Below are 19,117 nucleotides of genomic sequence, written 5' to 3'. Positions count from 1 at the left end.
AAAACGAGCCCGGGGCAGCGGTGTTCGCGGGGCTCGGCGACGCTGTGGAGCAGCCTCAGCGAGCGGCGAAGTCCTGGGTCCACCAGGGCCCGCCCGCCCCGGCGGTCAAACCCAGTCCCATATGGGTGAAGCGGCAGTTGAGGACGTTGTCACGATGACCGGCGTCGCCCATCCAGCCGTCCACGGCGGCACCGGCCGTCTCCGGCCCCCGGTGGATGTTCTCGGCCCACGCGCTCCACTTGTACCCCGCGGCCGAGATCCGCTCGCCCGGTCCCACCCCCTCCGGGCTGGTGTGCTCGTAGTAGTCACGTGCGGCCATGTCGTTCGCGTGCCGCTGGGCGGCCCGGTGGAGCTGCGGGTCGGTGCGCACCGGACCGCAGCCCGCGCGCCTCCGCTCGGCGTTGACCAGGTCGACGACCTGCTGCTCGACACTCGGTCGCTCCCGGACGGGCGGCCGCGAGGGCGCCGTTGGGGTGGGTGACTTCTCCGGCGCCGAGGGGGCCGCCGTGGAGGTCTCCGCGCTCGGGGTCGGTGTCACCTGCGGCGCGGCCGGCACGGAGCTGGGCGTCGGTGCCGTCGGCTGAGGTCCGCCGTCCCCCGGACGCTGAGTCCGGGGTCCCTCACCGGGTTCCCAGGGGCGCAGGACGACGGTGGTGGCCGTCGCGAGAAGTGCCGCCACAACCACGACGGTCGAGGTGCGGGGCCGGCGTCCGGGCCGCGCCCGCGAGCCGCGCGGCGCGGCGTGCGAAGGACCGGGCAGAGGGCCGGCGTCCTCGCCGGCCATGGGCCGGGGGCCGTCCGCGACGCCGTGAGGGACGCCCCCGGGGACGTGCGGCCGGGACGCTTCGGGAACGGCCTGCCCGGAGCCGTACGGCGAGGGCGCGACGCTGTCGGAGGCGTACGGCTCCGAAGGCGCGGGACTGTTGAAGGCGTACGGCTCCGAGGGCGCGGCGCCTTCCGGGGCGGGCGGCCCGGCCGTGTCCGTCGCCGTGCTCCCCGTGAGGGACGGTCCGGCCGGGTCCGTCGGGGCGCTTCCCGCGACGTGGAGCAGCTCGGACCCGTCCGGCGCCGGCAAGGAGAGGGCGAACGGGACCGGCACCAGGCTCAGGCGAGCCAGCAGCCCCTCGGCGGGCACCAGATCCTCCGAACGCCCCGAACAGCAGGCGCACCCGCGGACGTGCCGTGCCATGCGCTTGCGCCACAGCGCGGACGGCGCCCCGTCCCACAGCGTGGTGAGCGTGGTCAGATCAGGGCACCCGGGCAGCGCGGCGAGCGCGCGCACCACCAGCCGTCCGGCCTCCAGCCGCTCCTTCATCCGCTGGACGCGCACGGCCGCGTGGGCGGGGGCGATGCCGAGGGCGTCGGCCAGTTCGGCTCGGGTGATCTCGCCCGCCGCCTCCAGCCACCACAGTGCCAGCAGCTCCCGGTCCTCCGCGTCGAGCCAGCGGGTGGCCTCGGCCACCTCTCGGCGTTGTCCCGACAGTCCGAGGCGCAGGATCGTGAGCTCGACGAAGTCGGCGCGCGGGTCCGCGACTTCCCGCGCCGCGTCGATGCCGTCGGCGGGCGGCCAGGCGCCGACCGACCAGTGACGGCGGACCTGATTCATCGCTATGGCGATCAGCCAGGACCTGAACGCCCCGGGATCGCGCAGGTCGTCGAGGCCGCGCAGGGCGCGGACCATGGTCTCCTGCACGACGTCGTCCACGTCGGCATGCCCGCCGAGCGCGCGGCCGACAACGTTGTAGACCAACGGCAGGTGGGCAGCGAGTACCTGCTCCCGAGCCACCGTGTCCCCGGCCACGGCAGCCGCCACCCGCACGGCCTCTGCATCCCTGTCCACGCCCACCCGCCCCACGCCGAACCGTTCCTGCCTGTCCACCGGCTCATGCCCTTCCCGCGCGCCCCGGACCATGGGAGGCCTCAGGAGGAGGCACCGAAGTTCTGGGTCCACCAGGGACCGTTCGAACTCAGGTTGATACCGACGCCGATCTCTTTGAAGGCGCAGTTGAGGATGTTGTCACGGTGCCCCGGGCTCTTCATCCACCCGGCCATCGCGGTACGGGCGTTCTTGGGGCTCTTGAAGATGTTTTCGCCGTATGTGCGCCAGTGGTATCCGGCGGCGGTGATGCGGTCGCCCGGTCCGGCACCCTCCGGCGTGGAGTGGGCGTAGAAGTTCCGGGCCGCCATGTCGTCGGAGTGCCGCTGGGCGGCGGTTCGGAGCTTGGCGTTGGGGGTGACGGGAGAGCAGCCGTGCTTGGCGCGCTCATCGTTGACCATGTCGATGACCTGCCGGGCGAGCCGGCTGGTGGTCCCGCTCTCCCGGCCGTGCACGACCGGGGTCCTACGGGTCTCGCCGGAGCCGGAGCCGGAGCCGGAGCCGGAGCCCGACCCGGAGTCGGATCGGGACCCGGTACTCCGGGCGCTACCGGATACGTCGGCCGCGTGGCTGCGGCGGGTGTTCGCGGTGGGCGCCTTCGCCGGTGCCGTACGCGCCGCGCGGGCGGCTGCCGAGGAAGGCGTCGCCTTCGGACTCGCGCCACGCGTGGCCGTGGGAGAAACGGACCCGGTGGCCCCGTCGGACGGGCCGGTGGACGTCAGGCCGCCCGGCGGGAGCGCACCCGGAGCGGGAGGCGCCTCGGCGACCGTACGAGCCTCGCCGCCGGAACCCGGCAGGGACTGGACGACGCCGTAGCCGCCTCCCGCGACGGCTATCAGCGCGACCGCGCCGCCCGCGACCGCCGCGCGCCGGGGCGGGCGGTTGCGGTGCGCTCCGCGCCGCCGGCCCCGCCTGGGCGCGGACGCGGGGGCGGGGGTGGACGCGTACGGCGACGTCTTGGCTTCCTCGTTCATGTTGCTCAACTTTCCGGTGCGGGGGGTTGATGAGTGCTGGTCCACACTCAGGAGACCTGCCGGCCGGACGCCGATAACAGAAACTCGTGGACGATCTTCCAGCCATCGACGATCGGCCCCACGCCGACCGCGCCCGTCCGTCCGCCCACCGGCCGGCTGTCCTGCCTCCGGGCACTGACAGCCGAGCTCGCGCGGGAGCGGTGCTGACGGGCGACGAAGGCCCGGCGGCCGCTTTCGACGTGCTGGCTCGAGCGTACGCAGGGCGCTGGGTAACGGCCTGGCCACCAGACGCGTGCCTCGTGCGCAGCCGCTCATGAATTGCCTTGCGAGCCACGGGAGTTGGTAACTCTTCTGGGCGGAGCCGCCATGACTCCAAGTGAGTGAACGGCGTCTGGCAGTGCGCTCCGCCCCGGTGCGGCGGGTGCCCCAACCGGCATTGGTACGGACATGTGGCGATGGGTGAACGCCCTGTCGCCCGTCCATAGTTCTGCCCCCTGCCTCACCTCCGCACGACCGGAGTCCGGTCCCGAAGGTCGAGCGGAGTTTCGGAAAGCGCCCTCATACGGGCAGGTTGCGCGCCAGAGCGGTCACATCACTTAAAGAACGAAGCCGACACCCGAGCGGCGAGCTGCGTTGCCATACTGCTGGCCTCGCACAGAACAGTTGTGCTCCCCCTGAGCTCCCGCCGTACTCCCGCCGTCCGTACGCAGACCCCGCGCATCCCACGCACCCTGCGCCATGCCCGGCCGGGGATTCCACCGCCCGTTGACGCCCACTCCTGAGAGAAGTGATCGATGGCCTCCGAGCGCTCTGACACCACGGCCGGGAGCGGCGGTGGGGAAACCGCCGCCCTGGCGCTGAAGATCCTGGTCGCCGGTGGTTTCGGCGTCGGCAAGACGACGCTGGTGGGCTCGGTCAGTGAGATCCGGCCGCTGCGGACCGAGGAACTGCTGAGCGAGGCGGGGCAGTCGGTCGACGACACCGGGGGTGTGGACCAGAAGACCACCACGACCGTCGCCATGGACTTCGGCCGCATCACGATCCGCTCGGGCCTGTCCCTCTACTTGTTCGGCACCCCTGGACAGGACCGTTTCTGGTTCCTGTGGGACGAGCTGTCCCAGGGGTCGCTCGGGGCGGTCGTGCTGGCCGACACCCGGCGCCTGGAGGACTGCTTCCCCGCGGTCGACTACTTCGAGCACCGAGGAATCCCCTTCGTCGTCGCCGTCAACTGCTTCCCCGGCGCCCGTTCCTACGGCGCGCACGACGTGTCGCGCGCGCTCGACCTCGACCGGGGCACGCCCGTCGTGCTGTGCGACGCGCGGGACCGGGACTCGGGCAAGGAGGTCCTGATCCGGCTCGTCGAGTACGCGGGCCGGATGCACACGGCGCGCCTGCTCAACTCCGTGGGCTAGGGCGCCGCCCAGCCACGTCGCCGAACGGGTCCCGACGGCCGGCCGGTCGGCTGCGGATGTGCGTAGGCGGTCCATCAGGTCAGTAGACACTGTCTACTGACCCTGGTAGACAGTGTCTATGAATGATCAGGACAGCGGTCTCCGGTCCCGGCTCGTGCGAGTCGGCGTCGAGTTGGTGGCCGAGCAGGGCGGACAGGCCTTGTCCCTGCGGGAGATCGCTCGCGGCGCCGGGGTCTCGCACGGAGCTCCCCGGCGCTACTTCCCCACCCATGTCGACCTGTTGTCCGCCATCGCCCGCGAGGGCTTCGCGGACCTGGCCGGTCGCGTCGCCGACGCGCTCGCCGACACACAGGCCGCTCCCCGCGACCAGCTCATGACACTCGGCCGGATCCATCTCGACTTCGCGCTGTCCCAACGAGGCATGTATGAACTGATGTTCCGCCACGACCTGCTGGAAAGCGGACGACTCGGCCTGCGTGACACGAGCCTGCCGCTCTTCGCGGTTCTCGTGGAACTGATCGAACGCGCGGGCCCACGGCCCGGTGCTGAACCGGCGGTGGTCGCGGGGGCGCTGTGGGCGAACCTGCATGGCATCGCCCAGCTGTGGGGATGGGGGAGCCTTCAGCTCGCGACGGGAGCCGAGGCCGTCGATCCGCTGCTCGCCGCGGCGCTGGATGCGCACCTGGGGCGGGACGCAGCCCGATGACCTCCGAGACCTCCAAGGCCTCCGAGACGTACGAGACGTTCGAGACCTCCGCGCGCTCCGAGACGTCCGCGCACTCCGAGAGCTCCGCACCCTCCAAGGCCACCGCATCCTCCGAGACCTGCGCATCCTCCAAGGCCTCCGCGCCCCCGCCCCGCCGCGCGGCCTCCGCCCAGGCTTCCGCTGCCTCCGACGCCTCTCCGATCTCCGCGCGTCAGCGGCGCCTCACCCTCGCCGGCAGCATCACCGGCGCCGTGATCGTCGCGCTCGACGGCACCGTACTGACCCTCGCCCAGCCGGCCATGCAGCGCGACCTCCGCGCCTCGTTCGTCCAGGTCCAGTGGACCAGTACGGGATATCTGATCGCCGTGGCGACCCTGCTCGTGTTCGCCGGACGCCTCGGCGACCGGTACGGCCACCAACGGATCTTCGCCATCGGCGTACTGGGCTTCGCCGCCGCGTCGGCCGGTATCGGCCTGGCGCCCGGCATCGCCTGGGTGATCGCTCTGCGGGTCGTGCAGGGGGTGTTCGGGGCGCTGCTGCAACCGGCGACCCTCGGGACCCTCCGCGCCGCCTTTCCGGGCGACCGGCTCGCCATGCCCCTTGCCCTGCGCACCAGCGCCATCGGGGTGTCGGCCGCGGCCGGCCCGCTCATCGGCGGCGCCCTCGCCGCCCACTTCGGCTGGCGGGCCGTCTTCTTCATCGGTGTGGCGCCCGCGCTCGCCGTCGGGGTGTCGGCCCTCGTGGTCAGGCTTCCGACGCCCAGAGGTGCCTCGAGGATCCGGCTCGACCTGCCGGGGGCCTGCCTCCTCGGCCTGGCTCTGGTGTGTCTCGTACACACCCTGACCTCCGTGGCGGAGTCGGGCTGGACGGCATCCACCGCGATGGGGCTGGTCGGTGCCACGGCGGCCGGAGGTCTCTTCGTCCGGCACGAGAGGCGCACCGCGGACCCGCTGATCCCGGCGAGTGTGCTGCGCTCGGCCACCGTCGGCCACGCGCTCGGCGTCCTGGTGACGGCCTCGGCGGCGATGTTCGGGGCACTGTTCCTCGGCACGTACTTCCTTCAGGACGTCCTCGCGCTGGATCCGCTGCGCAGCAGTCTGCGAGTGCTGCCCCTGGCCGTGATGATGGTCCTCGCCGCGCCGCTCTCCGCCATGGTGCTGCGCAGGCAGGGCCCACGTAGGACCACCACGGCGGGCGCGCTCCTCGTCGTCCTCGGCGCCCTGCTCCTGTCCCGTCTGGATCAGGGGGCGACCTTCTGGGCGATGGGCGGGGGCTTCCTCGTCCTGGGCGCCGGTTTCGGCACGGTCATGGTCACCGCGACGGCCGCGATCGTGCGGCACGCGTCCGTCGAGAACGCCGGGGTGGCCGGAGGACTCCAGCAGACGGCGATGAACGTCGGCCCGGCGCTCGGTGTGGCCGTGGCCACGATGCTCATGACCCTGTGCGCCCCGGAACCGGCCGTCACGCACGCTTCGGGCAGCGTCACGCGCTGGAGCGGCGACGCGTTCCTCGACGCGATGGGGCCCACGCTGGTGGCCCTCGCGGGCATCGCGCTCACGGGTGCGTTCCTCGCGGCGCGCCTGCCTCGCCTGTCTCGCAAGTCCCCTGAGCCCGGTCAGCAGCCCCATGGGCCCGGTCAGCCCCGCTAGTCCGGTTCACTGCGTCAGCCGTGCCGGTCTCCCGACCAAACAGCCCCCGCGCGCGACGGCACAATGCGCCGCCGCGCGCCCCCAACGCCTCCGCCCGCTCCGCAGCTCGTGCCGACTTCTTGCCCTGCACACGTCAGTGCGTAAGGCTTGCGCGCACATGGGGACCGAGGGAGACCGCCCGGGTCCCACGGGAACCGCGACCACCGCAAACGGCGACTACTTACCGACCACTTGCACGGGATCACGGGGAACGCGTCAACGGGGAAGGACCGAACATGGCGCTGGACAAGGGACTCGACTGGCTTCTGGACGACTTGACCAAGAGGGTCGAGTACATACAGCACGCCTTGGTGCTGTCCAACGACGGTCTGGTGACCGGAGCGAGCACAGGACTGGCACGCGAGGACGCGGAGCATCTCGCCGCCGTCTCCTCGGGGCTGCACAGCCTCGCACGGGGCTCCGGACGGCATTTCAGGGCGGGCAGGGCCAGGCAGACGATGGTGGAATTCGACGACGCGCTGCTCTTTGTCACCGCCGCCGGTGAAGGCAGTTGCCTGTGCGTCCTGAGCACGGCCGAGGCCGACGTCGGGCAGGTCGCCTACGAGATGACACTGCTGGTGAACCGCGTCGGCGAACACCTCGGCGTGGCCGCCCGCCAGCCCGGCCACGCGGCCACCGGAGGCCTCTGACCTGCCACGTCGCCCTCGCCTACGAAGTTTTCCACAGGCCGGGCGGGGAAGGGCCCGTCAGCGCTACGGTCGTCACCGAGAGTATTCACGACTCACGGGGGAGAACCGTCATGACGGTGGGGGAAGCCGTACGCACACTTTCGTCAGGCACCGCGGCACAGCAACTGCGGCTCAAAAAGCCCGAGTTCGAACTGGCCGTTCAGCTGGGCCACATTCGCACCGTGCCGCCCGGAACCCCGGGCACAGCACGCAGAGTCACCCAGCAGGAGATCGAGCGGCTGCGCGCCGCGCCCGACTTCCCCGAAGGGATGCGCGGGCGCGTGCAGACGGTCGGCACCGCGGACGCCGCCGACCTGCTGAGCGTGCCGCCGGACCGCTTCACCCGGCTGGCGCGCACGGGACACCTCAGCCCCGTCCGCTTCTACCTCAACCGCTATCGCGCGGTCGTCTGGCTCTATCTCGCCGGAGAAGTGTGCGAGTTCGGCGACGGGCATCCGGAACTGCTGACCGGCAGACTCCCGGCGGACACCCGCGCCAGGCTGGCGACAGGACAGGACGTCCGGCCGCGGAACTGGCGAAGCCGACGCCTCGGACTGCTCCTGCGGGCCACGGACGACCCCTGGGAGCAGGCGGCGGCCATCGCGTCGCTGCTCGACCCCGTCCAGGTGGCCGAGGTCGTCGACGATCCGTACGAACGGTCCCATGTGAACCGGCTGCGCCCGGACGCGCCCCCAGGATGCCCCGACTCCGCAGCGGCGCGCGAGATCGTGGACCGGCTGATGCTGGCGAACGATCCGGACGAGATCCTCTGGCACCGCATGAGCCTGGCGATCGCCCTCGACAAGGCCAGGACGGTGCGGGCCGCGCCCAGGCCCGTGCGGAGCGCCGCGGGCCCCGGCCGGGACACGGCGGTACGGCCACCGGCCACCGCCCCACCGACCCGACCCACCCATGCCGCGCCGCGGCGCCCGGCGCAGACAGGGCCACCGGCACGGCGCGTCCGAAGGGGGCTGTTGAGCCGGCTGCGGCTGCGGAAGGAGGCCCGCACAAGGGCGTGAGCGGCGCCTCCTTCCGCGCTTCCGAGCGTGTTCCGACGCGGCGCCTGCCCCCGTTGGCGAGCCGCCCCGAGGCGGAAGCGCGAGCGGACGACGCCCCGCGACGCGCAGCGCCCGGCGCCCTCCCTCGGCTCACCGCACCGGGCCGGCCGCCCGCGCGTCGGCTACTGGCCCCGGGGGACCACGGTGGACAGGACGGCGGGCAGGGGATACCAGTCCGCCGAGACCACGTTCGCGAACCGGCCGGCCAGCAGGCCGAGGCGCTCACGGGCCTGTGTCTCCGTCGGATTCGTGCCGTCGATGGCCGGGGCGACCTGATGCGCGTCGGTCATCACGACCATGTAGTTCTGGCGTCCGTACCAGGAGGTGTCGATCGAACCGTTCGTGTAGGCCGACGCGTCGCCGTCGAAGAGGACGAACCAGGGACGGATGCCCGCGTCCGCGTACCGAGCCCGCGGATCCCCGGCCTGCGCTCCGTGCACGGCGGGGAAGGCGCTCGCGTCGCGCAGCCGTCCGGCCGCCGCCAAGTCCCGGAGGTGCGTGGCGTATTCGCGGTCTGTCCACAGCGTGTCCGCCGGGTTGTCCTCCTCGACCGTGCCGGGGATCAGCTCGACGACGAACTTCCCGGCCAGCGCGCTCCGGGCGGGCCAGCCGGCGGTCCGTACGGCGGTGTCGAGATCCGGCTGCCCGCCCGCGAGATCGGCGGGCCGGAAGAGCGCGTCGCCGAGCCGGGCCGTCAGGAGAGCGTCGAGCGCCGCGGGCCCGCGGCCGTTCTTCCCCTGGAAGCCGTCCTTCATCTCCACCTTGAGGAGGATCGGACGGTGGCCGGGGTGGGAGTTGTGCCAGGCCCGCATGTCGGCGAGGCACCCGCCGAGGTCCTGGTTGCGCGACTTGGTCCGGAGCTCGCCCGCGTTCGCCGCGTTCTCGCAGTTGTTGTCGTTACCGAAGGGGTTGCTGTGCGAAACCCGCCAGGATCTGCCGAAGACGTTGGTCCAGACGTCAAGTTCCAGCATGGCCGCGCCGGAGTCCAGAGCGTCGGCGAAGTAGGGGTACTTGGACTTCTCGTACGCGTTGTGCACACCCACGCCGGTCGACGCCGAATAGGAGAGCTGACCGGAATCGACGGCCCGCGCATGCGCCGGCGCGAACGCGACGGCGAGCAGCGCGGCCGACACCGTGGTCATGGCGGTGCGTAACGGCTTCCTCATGGTCCCCTGCCCTCTGTCGATGCGCTTCAAGTGGAGGGAACAGTAGGGGAGTTGGGTGACCTACGGGAAGCAGCAGGCCGACGTTCCGGTGACGCGCGGGTGCGGCGGAAGGCACCGGCTGGCGCTGCCGGCGAGCGTCACGGTGTTCCGGGGCGCACCTGGATGAATGATGCGAAGGTGGGAGCTACTGGAGGCGTGTCGCAGTCCGGATGAGGTCGGCGACGGCTCTGGACCGGCTGTGCGGTGGCCAGGCGATCACGGTGGTGACTGTCGGCGCGTCCAGCACGGGCACGGCGGCGACGTCACCGTGCAGTTGGGCTCGGCACGACTCCGGTGAGACCGCACAGGCACGGCCGAGCGCGACGAGCTGCAACAACTGCGAATGGTCGCGGACCTGCGGGCCGGGGCCGGGCGGGTAGGTGCCGTCGGGGTCGGGCCAGCGTGGGAGGGGCAGGCCCGGCAGCCCGGTGATGTCGGCCATGTGCACGTGGGCCCGGGCGGTGAGCGGATGCCCGGCCGGCAGGACCACAACCTGACTCTCCGTGCTGAGCTCTTCGGTGTGGAATCCGGCCGTCGAGTCGAACGGCCGGTGCAGCAGCGCCACGTCGGCCCGGCCCTCGCGCAGGAGTCGTTCCTGCTCGCCCGGACCGCACAGGATGACGTCGACGGGGACCGCGCCGGGTTCGGCGGCGTACGCGTCGAGCAGTCTCGCCAGCAGTTCCCTGGACGCGCTGGCCTTCGTGACCAGGACCAGGCCGGGGCGGCCGGTCACGGAAAGGGCGGCGCGGCGGGTCCGACGCTCGGCGGCCTCGACCGCGTCGAGAGCCGCCCGGCCCTCGACCAACAGCACCGAGCCGGCCTCGGTCAGCGTGACAGCGCGACTGGTCCGATCCAACAGCACTGCCCCGAGCCGGCGTTCGAGCCGCTGGATCGCCCGTGACAACGGGGGCTGCGCGATCCCGAGCCGCTGCGCGGCACGCCCGAAGTGCAGCTCTTCAGCGACAGCGACGAAATACCGCAGTTCCCGGGTCTCCATCCGGCCACGCTATCCCGGATCAATACCCTGACGGTATCGTTGCGCACCCGATCGGTCTTGGACCCCCGCCGAGGCCCGAAGGCAGCATCGTCCCTATGACTGAACGGACGATCGCGCTGGTCACCGGCGCGAACAAGGGAATCGGCTATGAGATCGCCGCAGGCCTGGGCACCCTCGGCTGGAGCGTCGGCGTCGGCGCCCGCGACGACCAGCGCCGAAGCGCCGCGGTGGAGAAACTGCGCGCCGCCGGCATCGACGCGTTCGCCGTACCGCTGGACGTGACCGACGACGCGAGCGCGACCGCCGCCGCACGGCTGATCGACGAACAGGCCGGACGCCTCGACGTGCTCGTCAACAACGCCGCCATCGCAGGCGACATGCCACAGGAGCCCACCCGGATCGACCCCGCCACCATCCACACGGTCGTGGACACCAACGTGATCGGCGTCATCCGCGTCACCAACGCGATGCTGCCGCTGCTGCGCCGCTCCGCCGCACCACGGATCGTGAACATGTCCAGCAGCGTCGGCTCCCTCACCCGGCAGTCAGGACCCGCCGCCGAGCAGACGACAGGTCCGGTGTCCGCGGCGTACGCGCCGTCGAAGACGTTCCTGAACGCCGTCACCCTCCAATACGCCCGGGAGCTGAGCGGCACGAACATCCTGATCAACACCGGCTGCCCCGGCTACGTCGCCACCGACCTCAACGGCTTCCGCGGCGTGCGCACCCCCGAACAGGGCGCGGCGGTCGCCATCAAACTCGCGACCCTGCCCGACGACGGCCCCACCGGACAGTTCTTCGACGACACCGGCGTAGTGCCCTGGTGATGTGCACGGTGGCCATCACCCGCCAGGCTGATGCCGCTGCGCCCACGCATCTCGAACAGATCCGTGGCGGCCACTCCCTGCCAACGCTCCGGTGCCCGGGGCAACGCCCCGCACCGCTACCCGCTCCAACAACCGAGGGGGAGGGGGGAGGGGGAAGGCCCCCCTGCACCTGGGGCGGAGCGGGTCGAGCCGCCCGTGCGGCCGGCGCCAAGGACGAGCCTCGGCCCGGTGCGTCGCCGTCGGCCGCTCACCCGGCGCTCCGGAACGCACCGCACCCGCCGCCCCCGGGTGCGGCCCGCCCTTCCCCCGGTGCACGATGGCCGCATGCTGCTGGCCCGTCTCGCGGAGGTGTCGCATCGGATCGCCGCCACCTCCGCGCGTTCCGAGAAGATCGCCGCGCTCGCCGACCTGTTCTCCGACGCCCGTCCCGAGGAGAGCCCGCTCGCCATCGCCTACCTCGCCGGGCAGCTCCCGCAGGGCCGCATCGGTGTGGGGTGGAGTGTCCTCAAGGAGGCGGTGCCGCCGGCCGTGCCGCCCGCCGGCGAGCCGACCCTCACCCTCGCCGACACGGACGCCGCGCTGACCATCCTCTCCCGGGTTTCAGGGCCCGGGTCGCTGGCCGAGCGCAAGCGGCTCGTACGGGAACTGATGGCGGCCGCCACCGCCACCGAGCAGCCCTTCCTGCTGCGGCTGCTCACCGGCGAGGTGCGTCAGGGCGCGCTGGACGCGATCGCGCTGGAGGGCGTGGCCAAGGCGGCGGGCGTGCCGGCGACCGACGTACGGCGTGCCGTGATGCTGGAGGGTTCGCTGACCCGCGTCGCCCAGGCGCTGCTCGCCGAAGGGCCCGACGCTCTCGCGGCCTTCGGCCTGACCGTGGGCCGCCCGGTGCAGCCGATGCTCGCCCACACCGCGGCGTCGGTCACGGAGGCGGTCGGTACCCTCGGGCCCTGCGTCGTGGAGGAGAAGCTCGACGGTATCCGTATCCAGGTGCACCGTTCCGGCGACGAGGTCCGGGTCTACACCCGGTCCCTCGACGACATCACCGGGCGGCTCCCCGAAGTCGTCGCGGTGGCGCGCAGCGTGCCGGCGGACCGGTTCATCCTCGACGGGGAAGTGATCGCGCTGGACCCGGCGGGGCGGCCCGTCTCCTTCCAGGACATCGCCTCCCGTGTCGGCTCCCGCCTCGACGTGACGACCGCGCAGGCGACCCTGCCCCTCTCACCCGTTTTCTTCGACATCCTCGCCGCCGACGGAGACGTACTGATCGACCTGCCCGGGCGCCGCCGGCACGAAGTCCTCGCCCGTCTCCTGCCGCAGAACCTCCGCGTGCGCCGCACGGTCGTCGACGACCCGGCGTCGGCGGCGCAGGTCGAGGCGGCCGAGACGTTCCTCGCCGACACCCTGCGCCGGGGCCACGAAGGAGTACTGGTCAAGGCGCTCGACGCGCCGTACACGGCCGGCCGCCGTGGCCGCTCCTGGCTCAAGGTCAAGCCGGTCCACACTGTCGACCTCGTCGTCCTGGCGGTGGAATGGGGCCACGGCCGCCGTACCGGCCTGCTCTCCAACCTCCACCTGGGGGCCCGCGCGGCCGACGGGACGTTCGTGATGCTCGGGAAGACGTTCAAGGGCCTCACCGACGACATGCTCCGCTGGCAGACCGAGCGCCTGCGGGAACTGGCCGTCGAGGACGACGGATTCACCGTCCGCGTCCGGCCCGAACTCGTCGTGGAGGTCGCCTTCGACGGGCTGCAGCGCTCGACGCGCTACCCGGCCGGGGTAACCCTGCGCTTCGCCCGCGTCGTCCGGCACCGCCCCGACAAGCCGGCCCGTGAGGCGGACACGGTCGAGCGCCTTCTGGAGACTCAGCTGTTGGTGTAGCGGTGGCGGACCCACAGGGGCAGGACGTACCAGCAGAGCAGATACCACCCCGTCAGGCCGGCCACCAGCCAGGGTATGAAGCCGCCGCCGCTCGCCACGCGCAGCACGAGCAGCAGCGCGGACGTCAGCGTCGCCAGCAGAAGCAGGAGCCCGATGAAGGTCAGCCGCGAGGCCCACACCACCGCCTGCGGCTTGATGCGCCGACCGGCCACGAGCCGGTGGAACGACACCGGGCCGATCAGCGCCCCCGTCGCCGCGGCACCCAGTGACACAGTGACGATGTAGATCGCGCGATCGCTCTCCGGCAACTGCGGGAACCTCTGAGTGAACACCACGGTGAGCAGGAAGCCGAAGAGGATCTGCACACCCGTCTGGGCCACCCTGATCTCCTGGATCAGCTCCCCCCAGCGGCGGTCCGCCCGCTCTTCGGGCGTCTCGTGCCGGCCCTTGATGAGGTGCTCCGCGCCGTCGTCGTCCCCGCCTCCGCGCCCCTCAGAGCCCCCGTGCCCCCCAGGCTCCTCGCGCTTCTCCGCCCCTCGTCCGCGCTTCTCCGCCCCTCGTCGCTCATCGGACATGCGACCTCCCGTGTTCGGCCCTGTCTCGCGGTTATCCGCGGGCAGGCACCTCAACCCACCGAAGTACTGCACACGAACGAACCGCGCGGGTGTCGCACCATCGGAACTGCCGATTCCCTGCTGTCCCCTCCATGCTCGTACGGTCGCCGTGCTGTCGCACGCCCGGCAGAAAGGAGACCGCGTTGCGCACCACTGCCCTGCTCGCGCTCCTTGCCTCGGTGACTGTCGTGCTGAGTGGCTGCTCCGTACCCCAGGAGCGCCGGGAGGCCGTCTCCGCGGCGGCCTCGCAGTTCGCCGCCCGGGAAGCCGCGGACGATCTCCGCGGCGCCTGCGCTCTCCTTGCCCCGGCCACCCGTGAAGAGCTGGTCCACACCTCGGGGCCGACCTGCGTGCAGGGCCTCGCGGAGGCGGATCTGCCCAGGGCGGGCGAGGTCCGCGCCACCGATGTGTACGGCCGCCAGGCCCGGGTCGTGCTGGACGGCGACACTTACTTCCTCACTTCGTTCCCCGACGGCTGGCACGTCAACGCGGCGGGTTGCACCCCCCGTGAGGACAAGCCCTATCGATGTCTTGTGAAGGGGGATTGAGGCCCCGGTGCGCACCATGTTCGTGATCTACCTGGTGGGCCTGTTCGGCGGGCTCGCGTACTTCACCGCCGTGGGCGTGATGCACGGATGAGCCGGGTCCGGCGATTCCTGAAGGACAACGGCATCTCCGTCGTCTTCGGAACCGGTTTCCTTCTCTCGCTCGCCGGACAGGCGATCGCGGGGTGCGCGGAGTACAACGAGGAGCTGCGGGCCGACGGCGGGCACCCGATCGGCTTCTTCCGCTACCTGGCCACCTCCCACTTCGCCGTCAACGTCACCGAGAACTGGCAGTCGGAGTACCTGCAGTTCTTCCTGTTCCTCTTCAGTACGGTCTGGCTGCTGCAGCGCGGCTCACCTGAGTCGAAGGAGCTGCACAAGGCGGGTCCCGAGTCGGACCGGGAGCAGCGCGTCGGCCCGCACGCCGACGAGGAGTCCCCCAGCTGGGCCGCCGCCCGGGGGCTGCGCCTGACGGTGTACTCCCACTCCCTGGGCGCGCTGATGCTCACCGCGTTCCTGTGCTCCTGGTTCGCGCAGTCCGTCGCGGGCGCCGCCTCGTACAGCGAGGAGCAGCTGCGCGGCCTGCGGGAGCCCGTCCCCTGGTCGAGCTATCTGGGCTCGTCCGACTTCTGGGGCCGCACGCTTCAGAACTGGCAGTCCGAGCTGCTCGCCGTCGGTTCCATGGCGATCTTCGCCGTGTATCTGCGTCAGCGCGGCTCACCGGAGTCGAAACCGGTCGGAGCGCCGCACGACGCGACAGGCGTCGAAGGCTGACCCGAGGGAACGAGGGAACGGAAGTACCGGGCGACGAGAAGCGGAGAGCCGGGCGACGAGGGAAGCGGAGAGCCGGGCGACGGGGGAACGGAAGAGCCGGGGGAACGGTGGACCACACGTGCGGCCCTCACGCCCTGCGTCGAGCCCGTGGAGAAGCGATCCTGAAAGGGATCCTGGAGGGTGAGTGTGAAGCGAGCAGGGTCGGGGAGGCGCTGATTGTCCCCCGGGGCACGAGGAGATGAGCGACGTGGAGGGCAGAAATATCGATACCGATGTCACGGTGCAGCTGAGCCGATGCGGCCGTGAGGACGCGCGAGCCGTCTTCGACGTCCTCGACAAGCTGTACGCCTGTGAAGACCTGACGGTCTCGGGGCCGCCGTCGGGCGGGGGGCCCGAACCGACCGTATGGATGGCGACGTTCGACACGGCCGTGAAGAGCGAGGGAACTCCCCCTCCCACGAAGATCGACGGCGAGGTCGAGGCCGTCCTGAACGGCGGATATCACGCGGTGGACGAGGTCGAGAAGGCGCTGGCCGGCAGTTTCGACGTCCGGTCCCTGCAAGCCGTTTCGGGTGATCAGGAGACGGAGGCGCGGTTGCTGCTCGCGTCCCGTTGACTGTGCTTCTCTGACGGCGGCCGCCCTTCGGGGCGGCCGCCGATGTGTTTCGCCCGCGCATGCCCCGACCCGTTCCCACCTGCGCTCCGCCGTCGCCCCACCCGGTATACACGGCATGTATACACCGAGTGTAGAGTGCGCGGCGTGCCACTGGATCAGGCCTGTCCCGGCCCTGTTCGGCTCGTCGGCACTGCTACGGGAAAGCGGGTTGGGCCATGCTCAGGAAGAAGCCGGCGAAGCTCCGGAGGCCTGCGGTCGCTCTGATGGCGACGGCCTTCCTGGTGTTCGCACTCGGCGGCTGCGGGGTCCACCCCGTGGCTCCCGGGGACGTGAGGGGCCGGGCCGGCTCCGACGGCAAGAACTCCACGGGGGCGGTCGACTGCCGCAAGGCGAAGTGCATAGCCCTGACGTTCGACGCGGGCCCCGGCAAGGACACGCCCCGGCTGCTGGACACGCTCAAGGCGGAGAAGGTCCCCGCGACCTTCTTCCTGCTCGGCCAGAAGCATGTCGACCGCTATCCCGATGTCGTACGGCGCATCGCGAACGAAGGCCACGAGGTCGCCAACCACACCTGGACCCACCGGATCCTCACCGACATCGACGAGGGCGAGGTCCGCGAAGAACTCTCACGCACCCAGAACGCCATAGAGAAGCTGACGGGGCGCAAGCCCACCCTGATGCGCCCGCCGCAGGGCCGTACCGACGGGACTGTCTCGGACGTCAGCCGGGAGCTCGGCCTCGCGCAGGTGCTCTGGAGCGTGACGGCCAAGGACTACTCGACCACCGACTCGGCGCTCATCCGGCAGCGTGTGCTCGACGGCGCCCAGGCCGACGGGATCATCCTGTTGCACGACATCTACGACGGCACGGTGCCCGCCGTGCCGGGCATCATCACCGAGCTGAAGAAGCGCGGCTTCACATTCGTGACCGTCCCCCAGCTGCTGGCGCCGGGCAGGGCGGAGCCGGGAGAGGTGTACCGGCCTTAGGCGGACACCGGGTGACCAGGTCGGTGAGGTGACTCACACCGGTTACTCCGGAGTCAGGGGAACGCCGACTGATGGTTTATCGTTCACACATATGTGACTGCGAAGGGATCGGTTTACCGGCCTTCCCGGTCACGACGAACGGCCCCGGTTGGAATCCCCCGTCCAGCCGGGGCTCCGTCGTTCCCCGTACGGAAAACACCCGTCTCGGAGGCCCCGCCGCAGACCGCATCAGCGCACCGCACCGAAGCGGGATGGAACACGGCTTCGGGGCCTCACATCAGGTCAGGGTGACCATCGACGCCGAACTGCCTCACATCAGGTCGGGCTGTCCGGCGCGGGCTCGGCGATCAGCGCGGTGGCGGCACGGCGGAAGCCGAGCCGGCCGTAGAGCCGGGCCACATCCTCGTCGCCCGCCGAGAGGAACACCGTCGAGGCCCCGCGTGCCCGGGCGTCTCCGACCAGCGCGCCGGTGACGGCGAGCCCGAGGCCGCGTCTGCGCGCGCTGGGCAGCGTCCCCACCCCCACGATCTCGCTGACGGTGCCCACGGGCTGATGCTGCCCCGAGCACAACGCCACACCGTCCGAGACGGCGGCCGCGACCGCTGTGAGACCCGCCCGGATCCGCGCGGCCGCCCGCTCGACGGAACCATCGCCCTCCATGGCCTCGACCGTCTTGACCAGGTCCTCGACGCCTGCCGCGCCGACACCGGTCCCGGGCTCCGAGAAGGCGAGATGAGGCAGGGCCAGCGCGCTCGCCAACTCCGGGTCGTCCGGGCCCAGCACCCGCGCGGGCACACCGCCGGAGGGCCCGTCGGCGGAAGGCGTGGTGGCACCCGGGTCGAGCACCATCAAGGGGTGCTCGTGTACGACGAGTCCCGACGCCTCGACGGCGACCCTGAGGTGCGGCGAGGTCTCGGCGACCCACTCGAAACTCTCCGGAACCCCCAACTCGCGCTGCCTCGCACGCACCCGCGCCACGTCGCTCGCGTGCACCGGACCCGAGTGGTCGAGGGTGGGGCGTGCGTAGAAGGGCCAGCCATTGCCCTCCTGGACGAACAGCGTCAGTGGCCCGAAGTCCTCGGTCCGGGCGCTGCTGCGTGGCACGGCGTCGTAGTACCGCTCGAGTCGGTCCAGCAGGCCTGGGACATCGTCAAGATCCTTGGAAGTCACGCGCGCATCGAACCACCGGGGCCTCCGGCTCCACCACTGTTTTACCGGCGGGCTCACGTCTGCCGACGAGGCCTGCCGGCGTGCCTCGTTCAGGAAGCCAGGGCAGAACCAGGGCTTGCGCCGGGGCGTTATGGATCATGTATGGTTGCGGCCTCAGCAGCGCACGACCGAGGAGGTGGGACCCATTTTCGCCAGTTCAGGCTGGGTGCTCTCGCCTCACGAAACTGCGGTCTGACCGACACGGTCGGCCGAGGGAGCGCCCGTAGGCATCCCGGAAGGCCCCTCTTGTCTCTCACTGTTTCCCCTCGCGTGCTCTCCTCGCTCGTCACCCGGCTGCGCGCCGCAGGCTGCGTATTCGCCGAGGACGAGGCGGAGTTGCTGATCTCCGCCGCGCGTACCCCGGAAGAGCTCGACACCATGGCAGGCCGCCGTGTTGAAGGGCTCCCCCTTGAACACGTCCTCGGCTGGGCCGAGTTCTGCGGTCTGCGCGTCTTCGTGGACGCGGGGGTGTTCGTCCCGCGCCGCCGGACCGAGTTCCTTGTCGAGCAGGCCGTCGCCCTCGCCCGGGCGGGGGCGGTCGTCGTCGACCTGTGCTGCGGATCGGGGGCAGTGGGCACGGCCGTCGCCAGGACCGTGGGTGGCGTCGAACTGCACGCGGCCGACATCGAGCCGGCCGCGGTGCTCTGCGCCCGCCGCAATGTGGCCACCGTCGGAGGACGGGCGTACGAGGGCGACCTCTACGAACCGCTTCCCCTCGCCCTGCGGGGGCGCGTCGACGTCCTCGTCGCCAACGCCCCGTACGTACCGACGGAAGCGATCGGCTTCCTGCCGCCCGAGGCCCGGGACTACGAGCCGCTGGTCGCGCTCGACGGCGGCGCGGACGGCCTCGATGTGCAGCGGCGGGTGACCGAATCGGCGGCGCGCTGGCTGGCGCCGGGTGGCCATCTGCTGATCGAGACGAGCGAGCGGCAGGCCCCGCACACCGTCGGCGTCATGGCCGCGCATGGGCTCTCTCCGCGGGTGATGACCTGCGACGACCTCGACGCGACCGTCGTCATCGGCGCCCGCCCCGCCGCGGGTTAGCGCCCGGCAGGCGGCCCTG

At 71.6% G+C, this 19,117-nt stretch carries 18 protein-coding genes; 12 read left to right on the top strand and 6 right to left on the bottom strand.

What is annotated here, in order from left to right; translation table 11 throughout:
- Window positions 1–55: 55 nt before the first annotated feature.
- Together ACZ7J0_RS27510 and ACZ7J0_RS27505 are read right to left on the bottom strand one after the other, a co-directional pair.
- A complete protein-coding gene (locus tag ACZ7J0_RS27510; RefSeq protein ID WP_470891725.1) occupies window positions 56–1,840 on the bottom strand; it encodes a sigma-70 family RNA polymerase sigma factor in 1,785 nt (594 codons plus the stop codon).
- Between the two features lie 80 nt (window positions 1,841–1,920).
- On the bottom strand, window positions 1,921–2,850 hold the full coding sequence (locus ACZ7J0_RS27505) for a CAP domain-containing protein (protein ID WP_470891723.1): 930 nt from the start codon (window positions 2,848–2,850) through the stop codon (window positions 1,921–1,923).
- A gap of 794 nt (window positions 2,851–3,644) precedes the next feature.
- Between ACZ7J0_RS27505 and ACZ7J0_RS27500 the strand changes: the two genes are divergently transcribed.
- From ACZ7J0_RS27500 to ACZ7J0_RS27480, 5 genes are all read left to right on the top strand, one after another.
- Window positions 3,645–4,262 carry a GTP-binding protein gene (locus ACZ7J0_RS27500; protein ID WP_470891721.1) on the top strand — a complete coding sequence of 206 codons (618 nt, stop codon included), beginning with the start codon at window positions 3,645–3,647 and terminating at the stop codon, window positions 4,260–4,262.
- Window positions 4,263–4,380: 118 nt separating this feature from the next.
- On the top strand, window positions 4,381–4,968 hold the full coding sequence (locus ACZ7J0_RS27495; RefSeq protein ID WP_470891719.1) for a TetR/AcrR family transcriptional regulator: 588 nt from the start codon (window positions 4,381–4,383) through the stop codon (window positions 4,966–4,968).
- Complete coding sequence (locus tag ACZ7J0_RS27490; RefSeq protein WP_470891717.1) at window positions 4,965–6,617, top strand: MFS transporter; 1,653 nt, start codon at window positions 4,965–4,967, stop codon at window positions 6,615–6,617. The genes ACZ7J0_RS27495 and ACZ7J0_RS27490 overlap by 4 nt, the downstream gene beginning before the upstream one ends.
- A gap of 275 nt (window positions 6,618–6,892) precedes the next feature.
- Window positions 6,893–7,306 carry a roadblock/LC7 domain-containing protein gene (locus ACZ7J0_RS27485; protein ID WP_470891715.1) on the top strand — a complete coding sequence of 138 codons (414 nt, stop codon included), beginning with the start codon at window positions 6,893–6,895 and terminating at the stop codon, window positions 7,304–7,306.
- A gap of 110 nt (window positions 7,307–7,416) precedes the next feature.
- Window positions 7,417–8,364, top strand: a complete 948-nt coding sequence (locus ACZ7J0_RS27480) for a DUF6397 family protein (protein ID WP_470891713.1) — start codon at window positions 7,417–7,419, stop codon at window positions 8,362–8,364.
- Between the two features lie 161 nt (window positions 8,365–8,525).
- On the opposite strand, the gene ACZ7J0_RS27475 is transcribed toward ACZ7J0_RS27480, so the two are convergent.
- Together ACZ7J0_RS27475 and ACZ7J0_RS27470 are read right to left on the bottom strand one after the other, a co-directional pair.
- Window positions 8,526–9,569 carry a phosphatidylinositol-specific phospholipase C domain-containing protein gene (locus tag ACZ7J0_RS27475; RefSeq protein ID WP_470891711.1) on the bottom strand — a complete coding sequence of 348 codons (1,044 nt, stop codon included), beginning with the start codon at window positions 9,567–9,569 and terminating at the stop codon, window positions 8,526–8,528.
- Between the two features lie 184 nt (window positions 9,570–9,753).
- On the bottom strand, window positions 9,754–10,605 hold the full coding sequence (locus ACZ7J0_RS27470; protein ID WP_470891709.1) for a LysR family transcriptional regulator: 852 nt from the start codon (window positions 10,603–10,605) through the stop codon (window positions 9,754–9,756).
- A 95-nt stretch (window positions 10,606–10,700) separates the two neighbouring features.
- On the opposite strand from ACZ7J0_RS27470, the gene ACZ7J0_RS27465 reads away from it, so the two are divergent.
- Entirely contained in the window at window positions 10,701–11,432 is a 732-nt protein-coding gene (locus ACZ7J0_RS27465; protein WP_470891707.1) for an SDR family oxidoreductase, read from the top strand.
- A gap of 324 nt (window positions 11,433–11,756) precedes the next feature.
- Window positions 11,757–13,310: an ATP-dependent DNA ligase gene (locus tag ACZ7J0_RS27460; protein ID WP_470891705.1), complete on the top strand. Its 1,554-nt coding sequence runs from the start codon at window positions 11,757–11,759 to the stop codon at window positions 13,308–13,310.
- Here the strand turns inward: ACZ7J0_RS27460 and ACZ7J0_RS27455 are convergent.
- Window positions 13,295–13,885: a DUF6328 family protein gene (locus ACZ7J0_RS27455; protein WP_470891703.1), complete on the bottom strand. Its 591-nt coding sequence runs from the start codon at window positions 13,883–13,885 to the stop codon at window positions 13,295–13,297. The genes ACZ7J0_RS27460 and ACZ7J0_RS27455 overlap by 16 nt on opposite strands.
- Before the next feature lie 182 nt (window positions 13,886–14,067).
- On the opposite strand from ACZ7J0_RS27455, the gene ACZ7J0_RS27450 reads away from it, so the two are divergent.
- The 4 genes from ACZ7J0_RS27450 (at window position 14,068) to ACZ7J0_RS27435 (ending at window position 16,845) form a co-directional block, all read left to right on the top strand.
- Window positions 14,068–14,472, top strand: a complete 405-nt coding sequence (locus tag ACZ7J0_RS27450) for a hypothetical protein (RefSeq protein WP_470891701.1) — start codon at window positions 14,068–14,070, stop codon at window positions 14,470–14,472.
- An 87-nt stretch (window positions 14,473–14,559) separates the two neighbouring features.
- On the top strand, window positions 14,560–15,243 hold the full coding sequence (locus tag ACZ7J0_RS27445; RefSeq protein WP_470891699.1) for a DUF6766 family protein: 684 nt from the start codon (window positions 14,560–14,562) through the stop codon (window positions 15,241–15,243).
- Between the two features lie 238 nt (window positions 15,244–15,481).
- On the top strand, window positions 15,482–15,859 hold the full coding sequence (locus tag ACZ7J0_RS27440) for a hypothetical protein (RefSeq protein ID WP_470891697.1): 378 nt from the start codon (window positions 15,482–15,484) through the stop codon (window positions 15,857–15,859).
- 215 nt (window positions 15,860–16,074) lie between these two features.
- Window positions 16,075–16,845: a polysaccharide deacetylase family protein gene (locus ACZ7J0_RS27435; protein ID WP_470891695.1), complete on the top strand. Its 771-nt coding sequence runs from the start codon at window positions 16,075–16,077 to the stop codon at window positions 16,843–16,845.
- A gap of 315 nt (window positions 16,846–17,160) precedes the next feature.
- Here the strand turns inward: ACZ7J0_RS27435 and ACZ7J0_RS27430 are convergent, their stop codons facing one another.
- A complete protein-coding gene (locus ACZ7J0_RS27430; protein WP_470891693.1) occupies window positions 17,161–18,015 on the bottom strand; it encodes a GNAT family N-acetyltransferase in 855 nt (284 codons plus the stop codon).
- A 285-nt stretch (window positions 18,016–18,300) separates the two neighbouring features.
- On the opposite strand from ACZ7J0_RS27430, the gene ACZ7J0_RS27425 reads away from it, so the two are divergent.
- Complete coding sequence (locus ACZ7J0_RS27425) at window positions 18,301–19,098, top strand: putative protein N(5)-glutamine methyltransferase (RefSeq protein ID WP_470891691.1); 798 nt, start codon at window positions 18,301–18,303, stop codon at window positions 19,096–19,098.
- The last annotated feature ends 19 nt before the right edge of the window (window positions 19,099–19,117 follow it).

Source organism: Streptomyces sp. NPDC038280, from assembly GCF_055600045.1.
The sequence above is the reverse complement of the archived record's forward strand: the minus strand, read 5'-3'. Positions and strand labels throughout refer to the sequence as shown.